The organism is Vibrio sp. THAF64 (assembly GCF_009363455.1).
Classification (GTDB): domain Bacteria; phylum Pseudomonadota; class Gammaproteobacteria; order Enterobacterales; family Vibrionaceae; genus Vibrio; species Vibrio coralliilyticus.
In genome coordinates, this window is sequence record NZ_CP045355.1 from 1,898,482 (window position 1) to 1,916,608 (window position 18,127).

14 protein-coding genes are annotated in these 18,127 nt (G+C 44.6%); all 14 read left to right on the forward strand.

What is annotated here, in order from left to right:
- Positions 1 to 28 precede the first annotated feature (28 nt).
- The 14 genes from FIU99_RS08730 (at position 29) to FIU99_RS08795 (ending at position 18,025) form a co-directional block, all read left to right on the forward strand.
- The gene (locus tag FIU99_RS08730) at positions 29 to 868 is read left to right on the forward strand and encodes an OmpA family protein (protein ID WP_006962354.1); all 840 of its coding nucleotides are present in this window, start codon (positions 29 to 31) and stop codon (positions 866 to 868) included.
- On the forward strand, positions 843 to 2,948 hold the full coding sequence (locus FIU99_RS08735; RefSeq protein ID WP_172854819.1) for an SLBB domain-containing protein: 2,106 nt from the start codon (positions 843 to 845) through the stop codon (positions 2,946 to 2,948). Before FIU99_RS08730 ends, FIU99_RS08735 begins: the two co-directional genes overlap by 26 nt.
- The gene (locus tag FIU99_RS08740) at positions 2,948 to 3,643 is read left to right on the forward strand and encodes a chromosome partitioning ATPase (protein WP_006962356.1); all 696 of its coding nucleotides are present in this window, start codon (positions 2,948 to 2,950) and stop codon (positions 3,641 to 3,643) included. Before FIU99_RS08735 ends, FIU99_RS08740 begins: the two co-directional genes overlap by 1 nt.
- Before the next feature lie 9 nt (positions 3,644 to 3,652).
- Positions 3,653 to 4,453 (forward strand): phosphate/phosphite/phosphonate ABC transporter substrate-binding protein, encoded by an 801-nt coding sequence (locus FIU99_RS08745; protein ID WP_006962357.1) that lies wholly within the window; start codon positions 3,653 to 3,655, stop codon positions 4,451 to 4,453.
- A gap of 22 nt (positions 4,454 to 4,475) precedes the next feature.
- Entirely contained in the window at positions 4,476 to 6,776 is a 2,301-nt protein-coding gene (locus FIU99_RS08750) for a response regulator (protein ID WP_039952450.1), read from the forward strand.
- Between the two features lie 21 nt (positions 6,777 to 6,797).
- Positions 6,798 to 8,285 carry a sigma-54 dependent transcriptional regulator gene (locus FIU99_RS08755; RefSeq protein WP_152472179.1) on the forward strand — a complete coding sequence of 496 codons (1,488 nt, stop codon included), beginning with the start codon at positions 6,798 to 6,800 and terminating at the stop codon, positions 8,283 to 8,285.
- Positions 8,263 to 9,330 carry a glycosyltransferase family 4 protein gene (locus FIU99_RS08760; protein ID WP_152472180.1) on the forward strand — a complete coding sequence of 356 codons (1,068 nt, stop codon included), beginning with the start codon at positions 8,263 to 8,265 and terminating at the stop codon, positions 9,328 to 9,330. Before FIU99_RS08755 ends, FIU99_RS08760 begins: the two co-directional genes overlap by 23 nt.
- 99 nt (positions 9,331 to 9,429) lie before the next feature.
- Positions 9,430 to 10,632: a glycosyltransferase gene (locus FIU99_RS08765; protein WP_038159125.1), complete on the forward strand. Its 1,203-nt coding sequence runs from the start codon at positions 9,430 to 9,432 to the stop codon at positions 10,630 to 10,632.
- Positions 10,625 to 11,821 (forward strand): glycosyltransferase, encoded by a 1,197-nt coding sequence (locus FIU99_RS08770; RefSeq protein WP_152472181.1) that lies wholly within the window; start codon positions 10,625 to 10,627, stop codon positions 11,819 to 11,821. Before FIU99_RS08765 ends, FIU99_RS08770 begins: the two co-directional genes overlap by 8 nt.
- A gap of 10 nt (positions 11,822 to 11,831) precedes the next feature.
- Complete coding sequence (locus FIU99_RS08775; protein WP_152472182.1) at positions 11,832 to 13,283, forward strand: lipopolysaccharide biosynthesis protein; 1,452 nt, start codon at positions 11,832 to 11,834, stop codon at positions 13,281 to 13,283.
- Entirely contained in the window at positions 13,280 to 14,671 is a 1,392-nt protein-coding gene (locus FIU99_RS08780) for an O-antigen ligase family protein (protein WP_152472183.1), read from the forward strand. The genes FIU99_RS08775 and FIU99_RS08780 overlap by 4 nt, the downstream gene beginning before the upstream one ends.
- A gap of 80 nt (positions 14,672 to 14,751) precedes the next feature.
- Positions 14,752 to 15,477 (forward strand): acyltransferase, encoded by a 726-nt coding sequence (locus FIU99_RS08785; protein WP_152472184.1) that lies wholly within the window; start codon positions 14,752 to 14,754, stop codon positions 15,475 to 15,477.
- Positions 15,477 to 16,592: a glycosyltransferase gene (locus tag FIU99_RS08790; protein ID WP_152472185.1), complete on the forward strand. Its 1,116-nt coding sequence runs from the start codon at positions 15,477 to 15,479 to the stop codon at positions 16,590 to 16,592. Before FIU99_RS08785 ends, FIU99_RS08790 begins: the two co-directional genes overlap by 1 nt.
- Entirely contained in the window at positions 16,589 to 18,025 is a 1,437-nt protein-coding gene (locus FIU99_RS08795; RefSeq protein WP_095572066.1) for a chain-length determining protein, read from the forward strand. Before FIU99_RS08790 ends, FIU99_RS08795 begins: the two co-directional genes overlap by 4 nt.
- Positions 18,026 to 18,127 lie beyond the last annotated feature (102 nt).

Consider the following 18,127-nt stretch of genomic DNA (forward strand, 5'->3'; position numbering starts at 1 on the left):
ATTTCACCCACTAACAGAGGAAGTTGGCATGGTTAATTACATCAAACACATAGCCCTAATTGTACCTATAGTAAGCTCGATTGGCTGTAGCAGTTACCCCGAAGAGGGTCGCGGAGGCCTTGCTGAACAGTACATCCAATCTAATTTCACTCCAGTCATGCCAGACGAGCCTCTTGGCCCAGAGCATGGTCTGCGCTTCGATTGGCAATTAGCAAAACTCCACCTTGATGCACTCATTCGTGAAGGTGCTCGTTGGTGTTTCCCGGCAGCTGTCGTCCAAGCTCTTGAAAAACAAAATCGAATAGCAAGAGAACTAGAAGGTGGTTTGTTGTTAGACGCCGCGAACGACATTGTTATTCAGCGTAAACGCCTGGATGAACTTGAGAGGCAGCTTGATTATGTGACATCTCAAGCTAAATGTGTCCCACCACATGATGAGTTTTCTTTCCAACAACAATTGGCAATCATCGACAAGCTCTACAACCTGCTAAACGTTGATAATCAGTTTGCGTTCAATTCTACAGAAGTGAACCCCAAATATATGGGGCACCTTGCCCAAGCAGCCAACATTCTGCGAGAGCATAAGTCACTAAACCTAACAGTCACTGGTCATGCCGATTCGGTTGGCGATGAACTCCAGAACCAGCAGCTCGCAATGGGCAGAGCAAAACAAGTGAAACGCTACCTGACCATTTTTGGCCTTGAGCCGAAAAGAATAGAAGCAAAATCGCTTGGTGAATCCCTACCTCTTTTCGAAGGTGAGTCAGACGGAGTTCGACTCACAAACCGTAGGGTTAGCATCGAAGTTGTTGAAACCAACGAGCTAGCAGAGAACAAGTTGAATGGAGGCTATTATCATGTGGAATAAACTCATATTAATCACCCTTGTATTCCTGTTTGCAGCTTCAGTAAATGCCGAGATGGAACGTGTTCAAGTCGGTGACATGATTCAGGTGAATCTACCAGGCGAAGAAACATTAAATAAAGGATTCCAAGTTGATAAACGAGGCCGAATCAACCTACCTGAAGTTGGTGCACTATACGTCGCAGGATATACAGAGAACCAGCTTCAGCAGTCAGTCCTAAATGCATTAAGCAAAGTTTATCGAGATCTTTCTACTGCATCGGTTTACATCTCAGAGCAGCAAGTTCTTATCTCTATTCAGGGGTACGTAAACTCCCCCGGCGAATACACCTTATCAAAGAGTGCAGATGTACAAATGGCAATTCACGCTGCTGGTGGATTACGTTCGGGTGCGCAGTTAAATAATCTGCTTCTTAAGCGCGGAAAAGACAAATTTCCTTTTAATTACAAAAGCTTTTTAGATACAGGTGATGAGTCCCTGCTACCTAAGCTCAAATCTCTAGACACTATATTTGTACCAGCTTCACCCTTGGTGGGTAACATCGAGCAACAGTTTGATGCCAGTAAGTTAGCTAATTCTGGTGATAGTGCTGACAACAGAACTGCGATCAAGGTATTTGGTGAAGTAAATGCACCGGGCTCTTTCACTTTCAAAAATACTGCAGATTTGGTTGATATCCTCATGCGCGCCGGCGGCGTGACACGTTACGCTTCTGTGGAGCAGATTCGTGTTATCAGCAATAACAAGCCTCAGATTTTCAATCTGAAAGAGTATTTAGATAGTGGGGATACTTCTCTGCTCCCTAACCTTCAACCAGGCACTACGATTTTCGTACCTAAACAGGAAGAGGAAATCCGCGCAGGTTCGAACGTTATCTACATCATGGGTGAGGTGAAGAGCCCTGGCGCCTACGAAGGTAAAAAAGGTGCTTCTTTTATGGACATTCTGGCCAACGCCGGCGGTCCAACCCGTTACGCAGAATCTCGTCAAATTCGCCTTATCAAAGCGAATGGGCAAGTTATCAAATTTGATTTAACGGCTTACACAGAAGGTTTGACTACCAAAGCTCCACCTCAAATCAATCCCGGTGATGCGATATTTGTTCCAGAGAAAACCGACATGAATGAGAAGTCGTGGCTAAAGATCTCGCCAGACCGTGCTGTTAATGTCATTGGTGAAGTGGTTCGCCCAGGACGCATCGAATGGTCTGATGAAATGGACATGATGCACCTGCTGGCACATGTCGGAGGACCTACTCTTCGCGCCGACACGTCAAAAATAGAAGTGGTGACACCTAACGGAAAAATGAAGACGTTCAATCTTGACGAGTTCATTTTAAACGGAGCACCTATGGCGGAGCTACCTGTCATCAGCGCTGGTACTATTATTCGTGTTCACGATTTACCTCAAGATCCATCTGACAACAAATCACAATGGGTACGTCAAAGCTCTGATGCTTCTATATACGTCTTCGGTCAGGTTAATGCTCCTGGTCGCTACCGCTTTACAAAAGAAATGCATTTTCTGGACATCCTGTCTGCAGCTGATGGTCCAACTAAAGATGCCGATATCCATAACATCAAAATCACTCATAGAGACAAAACCTATTCAAAAGTTAGCAAACTTAACTTGTCCCTGTATTTCGAAACTGGGGATGAGAGCCTTCTACCAAAGATAACCATGGGTGACACCATTTACATCCCTGAGAAAGATAAGATTTGGTTGGATACTAGCAAAGAATCAACAGTTCGAGTGCTGGGTGCAGTTAACAGCCCTGGTCGCTATGTCTTTGATGACAACATGACGATTCTGGACATTCTAGCTGAAGCTGGTGGCCCCTCTGAGCGTGCATATTTGGAAAAGATTTCAATCGTCAATATGTCCTGCTGCCAAGGACAGGCTCGTACCTTTGACCTAATAGACTTCAGCAAAACTGCCAATATTTATAAGCTTCCAGTGCTTCGTGCAGGTGACACGATTTACATCCCAGACCGCAGCGAAAGCATTCTTGAACGAGCACGAGTAGGCCTTGAAGACATCCTACGATTGACAACCACCATCGTATTGATAGGAGCGCTGTAATGATTATTCCTGCTACATTAACCGAGGTAGAGCAAATCTACCTCGCGGCCGAATTGGCCGAGGCGCGTTCAGTTTGTCTCACAGGCTGCAATTCAGGTGACGGCGTCACGTCAATTGCTTCTGCTTTGGCGGAAAGATACTTACTCGGTGGGCATAAAACCCTTCTGGTGGATCTAAACCTATTCCATCCTGCGTTTGAACCTGCACTAGTCAACGCTGACCAGGGTGATGACATAGGTGTGTTACTGGAACACAAATCATCCCACCAGCTTTTCACTGGCTTACCGGTGCCGGAACAGACTTCCACGCTTCTAGCTTATAAAGATCCAAGTGTTTTGAGCAACTCAGTAGATAAATGGTTACAGCACTACGATAGAGTCATTTGCGACACCTCGCCTCTGCTTCATGTAAACCGAGGGAATATTCCCGCCCAGGTCGTCGCCAGCGCATGTGACCAAACTGTATTAGTGGTCATGGGAGGGAAAACATCAACCGGTCAAATCCAGAAATCGCAAGAGCTCCTCCAAAGCCCGAAAATCTCACTACTAGGCTCCATTTTGAACTTGAAGAACCAAGCAACACTGGGGCAGGAAATGGCGAGAGAGATAAGAAGACTGAGGTTTCTTCCTCAATCATGGAGAGAAAAATGGGCACAAAAACTCCTTACTAACGAGTTTCTGGCTCATTCAGCCTAAGGATTGATTATGAAAAAATTTACTTATCTTGCTCTGCTTACACTCCTCTCGGCGTCCTTACATGCTGAATCCATCACTTTTGGTGTTGTTCCCCAGCACTCTGCGAGCAAGCTTGCCAAACAATGGGCCCCTATCATCGAGTACCTTTCCGAAAGAACAGGGCAAAAGATCATATTTAGCACAGCATCTGACATTCCAACGTTCGAACAGCGGCTGAAAAACGGGGAGTATGATCTCGCTTATATGAACCCCTACCATTACACCGTCTTCAGCGAATTGCCTGGCTACAAAGCGATTGCAAAAGCTAAAGACAAACGGCTTAAAGGTATCATTGTCGTCCGAAAAGACAGTGATATTTCCAAGCCTGAACAACTGCAAAATACAGAACTTGCTTTCCCCTCACCTGCGGCCTTCGCGGCAACTGTATTGACTCAAGCCTATCTGAAACAAAGCAACATAACGTTTGAGCCGTCTTACGTATCATCTCATGATTCCGTCTACTTAGCTGTCGCGAAAGGCTTCTTCCCCGCAGGTGGTGGAATAATAAGAACCTATATGGCGTTACCTGAGGAAACTCGTGATCAACTGACTCCGATTTGGACCACCAAAGGGTATACCCCCCACGCTATCGCAGCTCACCCCAATCTCAATAGCAACGTGAAAAGCATAATTCAGCAAGCGCTTATAGAGTTTGACGACTCCCCAGAAGGCCTCGCTCATCTAGAGAAACTTAAACTCAAGGGTTTTATTTCGGCACAAGATAGCGATTGGAATGACGTTAGAGCGCTCAACATAACACTATTGGATTAGTCATCGACGGGAGTACCTTGCTATGTCATTTAGAATGAAAACCATACTTGGGATCGCTTTTATTGAGGTCGTTATGCTGATAGCGCTCACATTCAGCGCGATGAGCTTTCTCTCTGAGTCAAATGAAAAACAGCTAATCCAGCGAGCTCATTCAGCCGCTTCAATGTTTGCTCACGCAGCCAAGGATGCGATGATCGCCACCGACATTGCGACTTTAGACGACTTGGTACAAGAGTTTATGACCATCGAAGACATCACATACATTAGGGTGATGCGCGGTGACAAAGAACTTTCGAGTGACGGTAATGAAGCATTGCTGCAACGAACAATGTTGATCGACTACAACTTAGATTCTGTCGTTGATGGAGTCTTTGACACTCAGGTTCAGGTCACTAACGGAGGAGCAAACTATGGCACTATAGACATTGGTTTCGAAGTCTCCGCCATCAACTCTATGTTGACCAGTGCCCAGAAAGCAATAATAGGTATAGCTTCCATCGAAGTCATGTTAGTAGCAATCTTTTCGTTCTTCCTTGGAACCTACTTAACCAAAAGCTTGGTCAAGCTTATCGAGGCAGCGAATACCGTCAGTGAACAAGGGCCTGGTTTCCAGCTTAATGATCAGTCTAAAGACGAGTTGGGGGACGTTGCACGAGCATTTGACGATATGTCTGTAAAACTCGAAAAAAGCTATCATGACCTTAAGAGCGCTCGCTTCGAAGCAGAACAGGCAAACGAATCTAAAAGCCGCTTCTTAGCCTCGATGTCACACGAAATTCGTACACCGATGAACGGTGTGTTGGGCATTTTGAACATTCTTGAAGAATCAAAACTCTCTCGTGAACAGAAAAAACTAGTCAACACAGCAACTGAGTCAGGCCAATTCCTCCTTAGTATCATCAATGACATTTTGGATTTCACGCGAATGGAGTCCAACACACTACGATTAGAACACAAGCCGTTTAATTTTCGTCAGTGTGTCGAAAATGTTGTTGAAACATTTCAACCATCAGCGAAAGTCCGCTCTCTTGACCTGAACTGTATTCTTGATGGTTCAGTACCCGCCAATGTACAAGGCGATGAAAACCGCGTTAAACAGATCCTTCACAACTTGATTGGTAATGCAATGAAGTTCACCAAAGAAGGCAGCGTGACAATTCAGGTACACGCAGACACCCATGAAGGAAATCAAGTCAAAATAGTTTGCAAAGTCATAGACACCGGTGTCGGCATCAACCGCAGCGCAATGGATTATCTGTTTGATGAGTTCACCATGGTCGATCAAACCTATTCTAGAAGTCAGGAAGGCTCCGGGCTGGGTCTTGCTATATGCAAACGCCTATGTGAGTTGATGGACGGCTACATTGAGGCAGAGAGTACGCCATCAATTGGCAGCACTTTCTCCTTTTCAATCAAACTGGAACTCGCAGACCAACTCATTAGCTCAACTCACCAGAGCCAAAACAATACCGAATTGCTGGTATCAGATGCCAGCATATTAGTGGCAGAAGACAACAAAGCGAACCAATTGGTGATAAGAGAGATGTTTAAGCGCATGGGGCTCTCGATGGACATCGCAGAAAATGGTCGTCGTGCCATCGAGATGGTCGAACAATACCATTACGATCTTATCTTTATGGACATATCTATGCCAGAGATGGACGGAATGGAGACCTGCAGAGCCATACGTTCAATGACTGATGAGAAGACATGTCAGATACCTATCATTGCACTGACAGCCCACTCTTTATCTGGAGATAAAGAGCAGTTCCTTGATGCAGGGATGAACGACTATTTGTCAAAACCGATTCGCTTGTCACAACTAATTGAAAAAATTAATCTATTCTTAAGTGATGGCGCGATCAACTCTGCTGAAAAATCTGATAATTTAGAGAGTGAATCGCAAATTCTTACGCAGGCTGCAATCAATCATTCTATGAATCAGGACATACAAGTGGATTTAGAACTCGTCGACGAAGAAGTCTTAGAGCAAATGATAGAAGACACAAGTGCTGATGTTCTTCCTATGCTAATTGATCATTACATCGAAGAATCTAATGAGCGCTTAAGAAAGATTTATCAAGCAATGGAAGACCGAGACAAAGAAACTCTAGAGTTTGAAAGCCACACATTAGGCAGCTCTTCTCTAGCGTTAGGAAATCGAGTGTTGTCCAATCTTGCACGAAAGATTGAGTGTATGTGTTTGGAGAATCATGAACAACAAGCATTTGAACTCTCTGAAGAATTAAAAGAGCTAGCTGAAAAGTCGCTCGCTGCTCTTGAATATAGAAAAACGCTGGGCTTCATCGAACCAGCTGGCTAGATACAACAAGGATGACGTCACATGAGAGCAAAAGTACTACTGATTGAAGACTCCACATCTCTGGCAGTCCTTTACAAACAGTACGTAAAAGATGAAGCGTTTGACCTGTTTCATGTTGAAACAGGTCGTGATGCCAAAGCATTCATAGAAAGAAACGTACCACAACTTGTGATTTTAGATCTCAAGCTTCCGGACATGAACGGCGAAGATATCCTGGACTGGATCAACGAGAATCAAGTACCAACCTCCGTCGTCGTTGCAACCGCACACGGTTCCGTGGATATCGCGGTAAGCTTGCTCCAGAAAGGGGCTAAAGACTTTCTCGAAAAGCCGATTCAGGCAGACCGACTCAAAACGTCGATAAATCTCCACTTACAACAAGCTAAACTCGAACACTTAGTCGAAGATATCGAAGCGAAATTCGACAGAAATCGCTTCCATGGATTCATCGGCTCTTGTCTACCTATGCAGGGCGTATACAAAATCATCGACTCTGTTGCACCGACAACAGCGAGTGTTTTCATCATTGGAGAAAGCGGCACCGGTAAAGAAGTGTGCGCAGAAGCAATTCACAAAGAAAGTAAACGAAACGATAAACCTTTTATCGCCATCAACTGTGGTGCTATTCCTAAAGATCTTATGGAAAGCGAAATTTTTGGCCATGTAAAAGGTGCATTCACAGGGGCGACTACGGACAGAAAAGGCGCGGCATCTTTAGCTCATGGAGGAACGCTCTTCCTTGACGAGTTATGTGAGATGGAGCTGGAAATGCAGAAGAAACTGCTACGTTTCCTGCAGACAGGTACTTTCACCCCACTCGGGGGTTCGAAAGAAATGAAGGTCGATGTGCGGATAATCTGTGCGACCAACCGTGACCCATTGCTAGAAGTTGAAGAAGGCCGATTCCGAGAAGACTTGTACTACCGCGTTCATGTTGTGCCGATTGAGATGCCTCCTTTGAGAGAGCGTGGGAATGACATCACAACGCTAGCGACTCATTTCCTTAAGCTGTTCGCTAAAGAAGACGGTAAGAAGTTCAATGGTATCAACCGAGATGCAGAATCTTTACTCAAGCACTACTCCTGGCCCGGTAATGTGAGACAGCTACAAAATGTCATTCGCAATATAGTTGTTCTCAACGACGAATCAAAGCTCTCTGTCGCTCACCTGCCTGATCAGATTTCAAAAAGTAATAAATCGACTAAGCCCAGAGCAGCCCAAGCAGCAATCCGCTATGAAGCTCCTGCGCAAGCGTCACCAGTAGAAGCGGCGGATGCGGCATTACAAGCATCAACTCCAGTGATTGAGAGTGTTAACACACAAAGTTCTACGCCGATAACAATACGTCCAATGTGGCAGGTAGAGAGAGAAACCATTCAGCAAGCCATTGATTTTTGTGATGGTAATGTCCTCAACGCAGCGGTATTACTCGAGTTGAGCCCATCAACCGTTTATCGTAAAAAACAGGCTTGGGAAGCCGAAGAAGATGAGCAACAATACGCGGATTGATATTTGGCTACTCATCGATAGCCTGACGTTTGGCGGCATTGAAACCTACGTGCTTGAGCTCGCTAAAGGGCTCAAGCATCACAACACAAGTGTTGAGGTGTTGCTGATAAAACGGTATCAACAGCGTTCTCCCCTCGTAGAAAAACTGGAGAAAGAAGCTATCCCTTACCAGTACTTATCTGACCTGGCCACTCAACCTTTGTTCGCACTTATCCAAAAAATTAAACATTCACCAACAACTCTTATCCATGCTCATGGGTACAAAGCTAGTCTGCTGTCTAAATGTGCACGTGTTTTGACTGGAGCCAAACAAATAACCACCTATCACGCTGGCGAAACACCAACAGGTAAAGTCTGGGCTTATGATTTTGTCGACCGCTACACGGCGCTTATTTCTACGCTCTCACTTGCCGTCAGTGAGAAAGTGAGCCAAAAGATCCCTGCTACCACCCTTAGGTTGAATAATTTCATTGATGATTCAAAAGCCAGTGTAAGCACAGGAGAGCAGATCGCCTTTGTTGGTCGCCTAAGCCATGAAAAAGGACCGGACAGGTTCATTCGATGCGCTAAAAGCCGCCCAGATTTATCCTTTCACATCTATGGCTCAGGTCCGTTAGAAGCAGAGATTTCTCAATTAGCGCCGCAAAATGTTCAACTCCATGGTCATCAAAGCAACATGGATTTGGTTTGGGGACACATAGGCGTACTTATCATTTGCTCTCGATTTGAAGGTTTGCCTATGGCGGCGCTTGAAGCCATGTCCAGAGGGTGTATTATCATCGCGTTAAAGGTTGGAGATCTTCCTAAACTGATTACCAGTGGTCAGAATGGATATTTGGTCGATACGGCTGCTCAGATTGCTGATGTTTTACGAACTCTAGAACAGTTAACAGACGACGAAAGACAAAAGATATCTCAGCAAGCGATTTGCACAGTTCGAGAACAATTTTCCTCTTCTGCAGTCATTCCTAAATTGCTACAACTCTACAAAAAATCTGGTCGTCAATCTGATTCTCATATTGAGAAAAACACTCTCGTAAAATAGTTAATATTTTTTTTGTCTACTTTTCATAAAGTTAGCCAGCCTTAAATCTTGGCATCTCAATTGCGTTGTTCCTCGTACAAATGGCAAAGGGGAATAACAATGAAGAAAAAAATACTGTTTGTTCACTACGGAAATGACTGGATTCGCGGAAGCGAGCAGTGCCTCATTGACCTAATGGAACAGTGCTCTGACCAGGGATTCTCTGTACATCTATGGACCAATAACTCTTCTTTGCACCGTTATGCCTTGCGTAACAACATCTCATCCGAAGCCGATGCATTCCCTCTCCTACTTGGATGGCTCGCCCCCAGATTCGATTTTCTAGGTTGGGGCTATCTGGTCCGTAAAGCTTGTAAAATCCTCCAAAGAGAAAGCATTGACGTCGTTCATGTCAACAGTGGAGCTCCATGTCAATGGATGGTACTCGCAGCCCGAATTAAACAGGTTCCAATGGTGACTCAGCTACACAGCCCCTATCCTGCAAGAGACCGATTAACACTAGGCCTGCATTTATCCCCACACATCATCTCTGTAAGTGAATATGTTGCCAGCCAGCTCAAATCTGAGGGGTACCCACGTGAGCATTTGTCAGTCATTCATAACGGATTGCATGTTTCTAAACTCAACGAGCAACAGACTGTCGAAACAAAAAAAGTACTCGGCATTAACGACGACGACTTCCTTTATGCGACAGTCGGTTCTCTAATTCACCGCAAAGGTATCGATCGGCTTATCGTAGCGTTAAGACATTTGAACTTTGAATATCCGAATACACACCTTTTAGTCATTGGCGACGGTCCACTCAGAAACGAGCTAGAAAAACACGCCAAGAAGTTGTATTTGGAAAACAGGGTTCACTTTGTCGGTGAACAAAACAATGCAGTAGGTTGGTTAAAAGGCTGTGATGCCTTTGTAAGCGGTGCTAGAAGCGAAGCTTTTGGACTCGTTATTGCTGAAGCCGCTGTCGCCAAGATTCCAGTTGTGGCACCTTTTGAAGGTGGTATCCCAGAGTTTGTTCAACATGGCGAGACCGGTATTCTCTACCCCAACAGTGGTGTGGGTCCATTAAGCAAGGCCATGAGAGTATTAGTCGACAACCCTGACTTTGGGCGACAACTCGCCAGTAATGCCAGTGAACACATCGGAACCAAATTCAATGTTTCGCTATCAAGCCATCGTATCATCGGTGTTTACAAGAAAATTATGGTATCCCACCAACCTTCAGTCTCTTTCTGGCGCACATTTATTCCGCTAAAAACCTATTTGGCAAAGCGCATTGCAATGGGAGGTCAGCATGGTTAATTCAAACGTGACAAAAACACTGATCTTCGACCCAATAACATTCAAAGGTGGATCAAAAATCGCCACTGTCGAAGCGTTAAGTTTGTGTCGAGCCGATATCAACCACTTTGTTATCGCCACAGCTGATGTGGAATTCTGGAAGAGCAGTAAGCTTACAGCATCACACTCAGTAGATATAGTTGCATTGCCTCTTATAAAACCATTGGCTAAGCAGCATTACGGCCTCCTATATTGGCTAAGCCAGTGTTATACCGCCTTATGCCTTCTATTTTTCTTGATCAAGTACAAGAGTATTGACAGAGCTATCGGCGCATCTGGGCCCGGTATGGACATGCCACTTTACATTGTAAAGTTATTAAAAAACATTGAATTAGTTCAGTTTATTCATGGACACGTTGGAAATTCAATGTCTATCGGTTACTGCTTAACTGTTGCTGACAAAGTGTTTTATCTGCCCTCCTGCAGACCAAGTATTTCTGTCGCGCTGAGAACATATCTGGAGCGCAAAACGTCCATAGAAGACTCAGGTTCCCTTGTGGAGATGTATTTGACGTCTCGCAAATACCATACCTTCGTTAACGGTTTACCCGAGGACAGATGGCCAACACGTTGCCAAACAGATTTCCCCGTCTGCTTTTGGGCTGCATCTTTATTAAAATGGAAAGGACTGGACTTGTTTGTCGAGGCACTTAAACATGCTGCACATATCAAACCAATCGCATCTAACATCTGTTACATCAGGCCCGTTGATACAGCCATTCCGACAAGTACCGCGCCCGTTGTAATTAAATACACGAATTGGTACCAAGACCCGCAAGAATTAGACACGATTAGAAGCCAATCCAACATCTTTGTTTCCACCAGCCACAAAGAACCGTTTGGTTTGTCCATTTTAGAAGCCTTAGCTGCGGGGATGTGTGTCGTTATCCCTCAAGATGGTTCTTACTGGGATAAACGCCTGACACACAATCTCAACTGCATCAAATATTTACCTGATGATGCTAACTCGTTGTGTGATGCCCTGTTATATGCCGTTAAAGATCGCACCAACTTCAAACGCTGTATTGATAATGGAATGATGATTGCTGAAGAGTATAGAGCAGAACAGCGCTACTTAGACTTTGTTAAAACCATAGACCCTAATCCGTACCTAAAGCTATCTCGTGAGCCTAAACCTCAGAGCCACTAAGGAACATGTTATGCGACATAGAATATTGCAGTGGTTTAAACAAGACAACGTCACCAGTATGGCGCTCTATACTCTGAGCCTGCTTATGATGAAAGGGACATCACTACTCATGCTCCCCTTCATGGCAAGTTACTTAACACCATCACAGTTTGGCCACCTTGAATTACTTTCTATCACCACTGTTTTTTTCAGCCTGATGGTCGGTTTAGCAATGCACGAAAATCTTTATCGCTTCATTGGTACGATAAAGGAAGCATCAACTCGCTTTGCTCGAGTATGCGAATTGTACTCCAGTTCTTTTTCGACATCCTTGCTACTCGCAGGGGTAGTATTCGCAGGTTATTTTGCCGTGTATCATGCAGCGTTAACCATCAACACTGAACAAATGGCACTGATAACGATCGTAGTAATAGTTGAGGCCCCTCTCGCAATCTGCTTAGCTTGGTTAAGACTAAACAACAAGGCGGTAACTTTTTTCAAAATCAGTTTTGTTACTTTGCTCATTCAGGTCTCTCTGGTCATTTTGATACTCACCAACAATCCAGATGTTACTTTATTATTTAGCGTTGGCGTTCTGTGTGCTGTACTCCAGGTAACTTATCTCCATTTCCACAACAAGCTTTCTTTCAAACTGCCTACACTTGTTCACTACAAACGCTACATCCAATACTCGTTCCCTTTGATGTTATCAGCCGCAGTCGCATTTGGACTTTCTGGTGCCGAACGATGGATCATTGCCGAAGCGCACACATTAGAAACCTTAGGTATCTATGCAGTTGCCGCTAAATTTGCCCTTGCGTTGGGGATTCTGATTCAACCCTTCCATATGTGGTGGATGCCAAAGCGCTTCGAAGTACTTGAAACCCTCGGCAAAGAAAAAGTCGCGCTTAACACTCAACACGGCATTATCGCTTTGTGTTTCCTGAGTGTCATTGTTATGTGGATGAGCCAATGTTTTATCAGCCTTGCGCTACCCAGTGACTACCAATTCGCTGGTCAGCTTGTTGTTCTGTGTATCGTAATAATGTTGCTCAAAGAAATGGTAGAAATGCTCAATATCGGAGTGTTGTATGCAAAGCAGACAAGCAAGCTTTTTATTATCAATATTGTTGCGACAGCAGTGGCACTCGTCAGTGCTTGGCTGACTAAAGAAACAGGCGTGACAGCTATCCTACTCTGCCTGTGTATGGGCCAATTTATTCGCCTTACTTTGATATACCACCTAAGCCAGTCACTATGCCATATTCCCTATAGATATGGCGCATTGTTGGCGTTTGTCCTTATTAGTTCAATATTCACGATCAGTGGGTGGTTCAATCATTCATTAGAAACGGCTGGGGTAATGCTTGTATTGCAACCTATGGCGCTAATCGCATTGCTGCACAAACTAAGATTTATTTCACTTTCTGCAAGTTCTGTCCAAAAAACTCATCGTCATAATCATGTGGAGCGTACGCTATGATGCATGCGGATAAGCTTTATCCAGCCATCATTACCTCTGGCGTATGTATCTTCATTGCACTGGTTTGGAAGCTCGTCCCTCATCCTGCTGTTGCCATTGTGCTTAGCATGATGCCTCTTGGGATACTTTTCGTGCTAAACCAAACTTTTTGGTTGGTCAGCTTATTTGTCCTGTTTTCATTTTTCAGAATTCACGAAGCCATCCCTGCTCTTTACTCGCTAAAAATCCCTTTGTTACTTTCAGTAGGAGCCTTAAGTGCTCTGTTGTGGCACAGTTTAATCAGCAAGAATCTTCAGATGTTCTGGCATCAAAGCCTGACTTGGTTCGCAGTGTTTTGGCTGTTGGTGCTCGTTGGAGCCGTATTATCATCCAATCCCGGTTTAGCTATTACCTACTTCAAGTCGATCTATTGGAAGATCATCGTCATGACTCTGGCAATCGCATGGCTCGTAAATAGCGTTCAAAATGTCAAACGCATTAGTATTCTAATCGTATTAGCAGGAAGTCTGATTGCATTTGTAGCCCTATCCAACTCCATTAATGGCATTGGCCTAGTAGAAGGAACACGTGTCACCATTGGCCGTCAACTTGGTTCAGTTTTGGGTGACCCAAATGATTTGTCACTAGTGCTTATGTTCCCCCTTGCCTTTGCCATCAGTTTGATGACCACAAAAAATCTTGGCAGCGTTCGACTTCTAGGTATAGTCGCTACGATATTGGCGTTGAGTGCTGTTATCGCAACCCAAAGCCGAGGTGGATTACTCGGTTCAATCGCGGTATTCGGAATATTCGGCTTGCGTATAATACGTTCCAAGTTTCTACTCGCGTTGATTGGAACTATCGGTTTACTTGTTCTGTTTGCAGCAGCGGGGATTTCTGACAGACAATCAGGAGGCGCCGCTGAAGAAGGCATTGATGCTTCGGCGATGGGTCGACTCTATGCTTGGGAAGCGGCTTTTGGTATGGCTGTCGCCAATCCTTTAACAGGCGTTGGACTGAACAACTTCTACGCCAATTACTTTTTCTATAGCCCTCACTGGGATGGACTAAACCATGCCGTACATTCGACCTGGTTTGGTGTACTTGCAGAAACAGGTTTCCTTGGCCTGTTAGTATTCATTGGGTGTATCTACTCACTGGTCAAAACCAGCAAACAAACGCTGTCACTTCTAGATGCAGTGCCAGATAATTACTCTCCTTACCTTCATGCAACAGCCGCGGCAGTATACGCTGGCATTATGGGGACAATAGTGTCGGGCACATTCCTCACTCAAGGCTTTACCTGGCCTATTTATATCCTTGCCGCTCTATGTATCGCCCTGAATCGTATTGTTCAAAACCATTCTCAAAATGAGAATACGCAGATAAGCGACAAGATTAATACATAACCAATTGTTTTCAATAACTTTAATTTTTGGCACGTTACGTGTAACACCTCCTATTGAAATATAAAAATGCGGAGGCGCTTATGCTGGCTACACACATTAACGAGGTCAAGATTTGGTTAAAAGAGAACCCAAACCCTGTTTATCGCAAATTGTTTGTCATTTTGAAAAACATTCGCGCTTGCGACCTTCCAACTCCAAGTATCTTCAATAAAACAACTGCTTTTCTCTACAACGGAAGCAAATCCCTCTTTGCCAATATGGTTAGAATTCTGATTCACACGCCAGCCTTTAAAGGCCGCCTCACCCAATTCGGCAAACGACTTTATCTATTTGGTGGTGTTCCACTCGTAACCGGGCCCCTTAAAATTTATTTGGGAGACGACTGCAGGATCTCAGGACAAAGCACATTCAGCGGTCGCACCCAATCATTAGAAACAGAGCTTATCGTTGGCAATAACGTCGACATCGGATGGCAAACTACAATAGCGGTTGGTAAACGCATTGTTATTGGCGACAACGTAAGAATGGCCGGTAGAGCGTTTCTCTTTGGTTATTCTGGCCATTCTTTACACGCGGGGAAAAGAGCCTTGGGGGCTGGCGATAGTGAAAGAGATATTGGCAACATCACCTTAGAAAGAGACGTTTGGTTAGGCACAAATGTTACCGTCTGCCCGAACGTTACTATCGGTCAAGGTACCATCGTAGGGGCTGGCAGTGTCGTAACGAAAAGCCTTCCTTCCTATGTTGTTGCAGCTGGCAACCCCGCCAAAGTGGTTCGTAAACTAACGAGTAAGGAGATGGAATAATGCGTGATCTCATCGTATTTGGCGAAGACTTTGGAGGCTTACCTTCAAGTACACAACACATCGTTTCTCGACTAGCTGCGAATAGAAAAGTGCTTTGGGTTAACTCAATCGGCCTACGTCAGCCTAAGCTTAATAAAAAAGATTTTGCTCGTGCTTTCGCCAAACTACTAGGCCAAAGCAAAAAAGGCTACTCGTCGAAAAATGAGCAACTGAGTACAAATATCACTGTCGTAAACTTAAAAACCATCCCTGCTCCAAAATCTTCGTGGGCAAGGGAAATAGCAAAGTCCATGCTACTAGTTCAACTCAAGCCCATCATCGAAAAGCTGGGGCTAACAAAACCGATTTTGTGGACTTCTCTTCCGACTGCAGCAGATTTATGTGGCAACCTAGATGAAGCTGCGGTTGTTTATTACTGTGGAGACGATTTCAACTCGCTTGCTGGTGTTGATCATGAAACAGTGAGTAATCATGAGAGAAGGCTGGCTGAGAAAGCTCACCTTATCTTGGGTGCAAGCGAGGAAATCTGCAAAAAGTTTGACGGATTAAAAACCGCGCACATCCCTCATGGCGTAGACTATGAATTATTTAACACCTCAGTAAGCCGTGCCCTAGACCTTCCCTTAGACGGTAAGCCTATTGCTGGTTTTTACGGCAGCATATCCCAATGGCTAGACTATAAATTGATAGCTCAAGTCTGTTTGGATAATCCTCACTGGAACTTCGTTTTTATCGGGCCATTGGAGCTAGATCATAATCCTCTGCCGAATTTTCCAAATGTATTTTACTTGGGCCCCAAACCACACCGAGAGTTGCCTCGATACAGTCAGCACTGGGATGCGAGCATGCTGCCTTTCTTGTCCAATGATCAGATTCAAGCCTGTAGCCCTTTAAAACTGATGGAGTACCTAGCAGCCGGAACACCTGTAGTTACAACGCCGTTTCCAGCACTTGCTCCTTATCGATCACACGTCAGTATTGCCAACGATGCGAAACAGTTTAGCCAATCACTTAATCAGGTTCTCAGTATAGGAAACACTGATACCGAGATTGTTCGTCGCGACAGCTGGGATGCTCGAAGTCGAGTTGTCAATCAGCTTCTGGAGTCACTATGAATGAACTGAAACTGCGCTTTATCATTATCCTTAATGCAGCTTGGAGACAGAGGTACGTAATTGTTCTACCAATGCTGATCATGCCTTTTGCTGGATACTTCGTCGGGAAAATGGCTCCGGAGAAATACGTTTCCCATACCAGTATGCTGATTCAGGAAACGGCAAAAATGAACCCGTTTCTGGAAGATATCGCAGTTTCAACCATGCTCAAGGAGCGTTTGGCAGCTCTGAGTACATTGCTCAAGAGTCGACATATTTTAAGATCCGTTGCCAAAGAGCGTGGACTGATTGACGATTCAATGTCCCCTTTTCAAGTGGATCAAGTCATCGCAGAGCTCGCAGCAAGCTTAACGGTTACCCAGCCTGGAAAGGATTTCCTTAAAATCCAGCTTTCTTCTACTCAACCTCAAGGCATGAAAGAACTATTAGAATCTGTCAGCGAGCACTTTATAGAGCAAATGCTGGCCCCAGAACGCTCTTCAATCAAAGATTCAAGTGAGTTTCTCACCATGCATATTGATAAGCGAAGAGAAGATCTCGACTTAGCAGAAACAGCGCTTGCTGATTTTAAGAACAAAAACGCCTCCGTTACACCTGAAATGCAAAGTCAGAGTCTTGCGAGGCTTGCTAGCCTGAAGCAAAACTTAGCCGAGAAAGAGGCAGAACTTGCTGGGGTTGAGCGGAGTCTGGGCTCGCTCGATCAGCAACTGTCTAAAACCAACCCCGTCGTTGGTAAAATTGAAGACCAAATCATTGAAATTCGCAGTGAGCTAACTTTACTAAGAGCTAAATATACTGATAGTCATAGTGCTGTACTCGGCAAACAGCGGGAACTTCGTCGACTTGAAAACGAACGTTCGGAACTTCTTAAAGTTGAGCAGCCAAATATCAGCAGCGACCAGCTTTGGGATATCGCGAGTAGCAACACTTTATCTGACATCAGCCAAATTCAACCTTTGCTTGTTACCCAACTACACAGCCTTCAGCTAGTGCGGGGAAGGTTTGAATCCTTGAGTGAAGAAACCAAAAGCTTGCGTAAAATGATTGAAGAGCTTGAGCAACAAGCGAACCGCTTCGGCGACAACGCAAAAGACATGTTCCAGTTGCAGAGGGATGTTCAAATCAAAAGACAACTCTACGATGAGTTGATTCAAAGGTATGAGATGGCTCAACTTACTGGCTCACTAGGTATCTTTGAGCAAAACAAGCGAGTCAAGATCATTGATTTACCTTATACGCCAAGTTCACCAGCTAACCTACCCATAGTCATATTCATTATCGCAGGGTTCGTCGCAGGCATTGGCCTAGGCTGTGGTATCGCTACGCTCATTGAGCTTTTTGATACTTCGGTTCGAAGCGCGAGTGAGTTGCAGTCTCTAACAGGCAAACAGGTGATCACTGCAATTCCTAAAATAAAACCGTTTCAATCATAAAGAATCTCAAAATAAAACACCTCACACATGAAAACCTAATACACTGTTATATAAGGACTTTTTTTTGGCACAGGTTATGCAATTTCTAATTTAAACCATCGC